This window comes from Spirillospora sp. NPDC049652, assembly GCF_040675125.1.
GTDB lineage: Bacteria > Actinomycetota > Actinomycetes > Streptosporangiales > Streptosporangiaceae > Spirillospora.
Map to the genome: position 1 here is coordinate 1 of NZ_JBFAOF010000807.1, position 3,385 is coordinate 3,385.

Here is a 3,385-nt window from a genome sequence, read left to right on the forward strand (position 1 = left end):
GCCCGAACCCGCCGCAGCCCCTCGCCGACACCATGCACAAGGCGTGGGCTCATGCAGTCGCTCACCCGCAACCCGCTCGCCGACCCGGGACTGCTCGGCATCAACGTCGGCGCGTCCGCGGCCGTCGTCACCGCCATCTCGTTCCTCGGCGTCACCTCGTTCGCCGGATACGTGTGGTTCGCGTTCGCGGGGGCCGGGGTCGTCGCCGTCCTGCTGTACGGGATCGGCGGCGGCCGCGGCGCGACGCCCGCCCGGCTCGCGCTCGCCGGAGCCGCCGTCAACGCCGCGCTGTACTCCTACGTCAGCGCCGTCCAGCTCCTCGACACCGCCTCGCTCGACCGCATGCGGTTCTGGACGGTCGGCAGCCTCGCCGCCGCGCAGACCTCGACCGTGCAGAAGGTGGCGCCGTTCGTCCTCGCCGGGGTGGTGCTCGCGCTCGTGCTGGCGCGTCCGCTGAACGCCCTCGCGATGGGGGACGACACGGCGCGGGCGCTCGGCGCGCGGCCCGCGCTGGTCCGCGCCACCGGGATCGTCGCGGTCACGCTGCTGTGCGGCGCGGCGACCGCCGCGTGCGGCCCGGTCGTCTTCCTCGGCCTGATGGTGCCGCACCTCGTCCGCGCGGTCACCGGCCCCGACCTGCGGCTCCTGCTGCCGTACAGCGCGGTCGCGGCGGCCGTGCTGATGCTCGTCGCGGACGTCCTCGGACGCGTCGTCGCGCGTCCGGGCGAGGTGCAGGTCGGCGTCCTGACCGTCGTCCTCGGCGGGCCCTTCTTCCTGTTCTTCGTCCGGCGGCGGAAGGCGGCGGCACTGTGAGCGTCCTGCGGATGTCCGGGGCGTCGGTGCGGGTCAGCCCGCGCTCCGCGCTGGTCGCGGCCGCGTGCGCGGTGGTGGCCGCCGCGGTGAGCGTGGTCGCGATCGGCGGCGGCGAGTACCCGCTGAGCCCCGCCGAGGTCGTGCGGGCGCTGCTCGGGCACGGCGACGCGTCCACCGACTTCATCGTCAACCAGCTCCGGCTGCCGCGCGCCGCCACCGCGCTCGCGGTCGGCGCGGCGCTCGGGCTCGCGGGCGCGCTGTTCCAGTCGCTGTCGCGCAACCCGCTCGGCAGCCCCGACCTGCTCGGATTCACCCAAGGGTCCTCGACGGGCGTGCTGGCGGCGACCGTCCTGGCGGGCGGGAGCAGCCTCGCGCTCGCGGCCGGAGCGGTGGCCGGCGGCGTGCTGACCGGCGTGCTGATCGTCCTGCTCGTCGGACGGAGCGGCGCGCACGGGCAGCGGCTCGTCCTCGTCGGCGTCGGGATCGCGGCGATCCTGACCGGCGTGAACGGCTACCTGCTGACCAAAGCGCAGATCACCGACGCCGCGCGCGCCGTCCTGTGGCTCACGGGCAGCCTGGACGGACGCGACTGGAAGCAGGCGGTCCCCGTGCTCGCGGCCCTGGCGGTCGCCGTCGCCGTCACCGCCGTGTGCGGGCGCGCGCTGCGGACGCTCGAACTGGGCGACGAGGCGGCGCGGGCGCTCGGCGTCCCGGTGGACCTGGTGCGGGGCGCGCTGCTCGCGGCCGCCGTCCTGCTGGCGTCGCTCGCCGCTGCCGCCGCCGGACCGGTCTCCTTCGTCGCGCTGACCGCGCCGCAACTCGCCCGCCGCCTGACCCGATCGTCCGGCCCGAACGCGCTGCCCGCCGCCTGCCTCGGCGCGGCGATGCTGGCCGCCGCCGACCTCGCCGGGCAGCGCCTGATCCCCGGCCACCAGCTCCCCGTGGGCGTCGTCACCGGCCTGCTCGGCGGCGGCTACCTGATCTGGCTCCTCAGCACCGAACGAAAGGCAGGACGCCTGTGACCTCCCCCGCCGTCCCCACGACCACCGGCTCTGAGGCCAGCGGCCCCGAGGGCGCGCGGCTCGCGGCCTCAGGGCTCACGCTGGCCTACGACCGGCGCGTCATCGCCCGCGACCTCGACGTGGCCGTCCCGGACCGCTCGTTCACCGTCGTCGTCGGCCCGAACGCGTGCGGGAAGTCGACACTGCTGCGCGCGCTCGCGCGCGTCCTGCGCCCGTCCGCCGGGACGGTCACGCTCGACGGGGAGCGGATCGCGGCGTGGCCCGCCCGCAAACTGGCCCGGACGCTCGGGCTGCTGCCGCAGTCGTCGGTCGCGCCCGAGGGCATCACGGTCTCCGACCTGGTCGCGCGCGGCCGGTACCCGCACCAGGGCCTGCTGCGCCAGTGGTCGCGCGAGGACGAGCGCGTCGTCGCCGAGTCCCTGGAGGCGACGGGCGTGGCGGCGCTGGCGTCCCGCAGCGTGGACGAGCTGTCGGGCGGCCAGCGGCAGCGGGTGTGGATCGCGATGGCCCTCGCCCAGCAGACGTCCCTGCTGCTCCTGGACGAGCCGACCACCTTCCTCGACATCGCGCACCAGATCGAGGTGCTCGACCTGTGCGCCCGCCTGCACGCCGAGGGGCGCACGGTCGTCGCCGTCCTGCACGACCTCAACCAGGCGGCCCGGTACGCCACCCACCTCATCGCCATGCGGGACGGCCGGATCGTCGCCGAGGGGCCGCCCGCCGACGTCGTCACCGAGGAGCGGGTCGGCGAGGTCTTCGGCCTGCGCTGCCGCGTCATCGACGATCCGGAGACCGGCACGCCGCTGGTCGTCCCGGCGGCCCCGGCCGCGCGGACGGTCCCGGCGGCCTGAAAGGCGTCCGTCTCGACCGTGATGTCGGGAAGGTCACGTAAATGTGGCCTGTCCCGGCCCGGCGATGGTTGTACCGTTACAACGGTTATACGCCTACAACCATCTTCAGGGGGTCCGGGTGCCGGAGACAGGCCGCCGGCGGCGGCTGCTCGTGCTGGCGATCTGCTGCATGAGCCTGCTCATCGTCAGCCTCGACAACACCGTCCTCAACGTCGCGATCCCGGCGATGCAGCGGGACTTCCACGCCTCCATGTCGGGGCTGCAGTGGACGATCGACGCCTACCTGATCGTGCTCGCCGGCCTGATGATCACCTCCGGCTCCACCGCGGACCGGCTCGGCCGCCGCCGGGTGTTCCAGGTCGGGCTCACGCTGTTCAGCGCCGGATCGCTGCTGTGCAGCCTCGCGCCGAGCCTCGGCTGGCTGATCGCGGCGCGGGTGGTGCAGGCGGTCGGCGGGTCTATGCTCAACCCGGTCGCGATGTCGATCATCACCAACACGTTCACCGAGCCGCGCGAGCGGGCCCGCGCGATCGGCGTGTGGGGCGGCGTCGTCGGGATCAGCATGGCCGCCGGGCCGCTGGTCGGTGGCGTCCTGGTGGACTCGGTCGGCTGGCGCGCGATCTTCTGGCTGAACCTGCCGATCGGGCTCGCCGCGCTCGTCCTCACCCAGGTCTTCGTGCCCGAGTCGCGCGCGCCGCG

Annotated in this window: 4 protein-coding genes; all 4 read left to right on the plus strand. The window is 74.9% G+C overall.

From position 1 onward, the window contains the following. Nucleotides 1-51: 51 nt before the first annotated feature. Nucleotides 52-813, plus strand: a complete 762-nt coding sequence (locus AB0J52_RS32980) for a FecCD family ABC transporter permease (protein WP_500186766.1) — start codon at nt 52-54, stop codon at nt 811-813. After that, entirely contained in the window at nt 810-1,835 is a 1,026-nt protein-coding gene (locus AB0J52_RS32985; RefSeq protein ID WP_500186767.1) for a FecCD family ABC transporter permease, read from the plus strand. The genes AB0J52_RS32980 and AB0J52_RS32985 overlap by 4 nt, the downstream gene beginning before the upstream one ends. After that, nucleotides 1,832-2,686, plus strand: coding sequence for an ABC transporter ATP-binding protein (locus AB0J52_RS32990; protein ID WP_500186769.1), 855 nt, complete (start codon nt 1,832-1,834; stop codon nt 2,684-2,686). Before AB0J52_RS32985 ends, AB0J52_RS32990 begins: the two co-directional genes overlap by 4 nt. A gap of 118 nt (nt 2,687-2,804) precedes the next feature. Continuing rightward, a partial coding sequence (locus AB0J52_RS32995; RefSeq protein ID WP_500186770.1) for an MFS transporter occupies nt 2,805-3,385 on the plus strand: 581 nt, incomplete at its 3' end.

Excerpts from the sequence above, each read along its gene's own strand:
- AB0J52_RS32980 (WP_500186766.1), top strand. The coding sequence starts at position 52 with ATGCAGTCGCTCACCCGCAACCCGCTCGCCGACCCGGGACTGCTCGGC.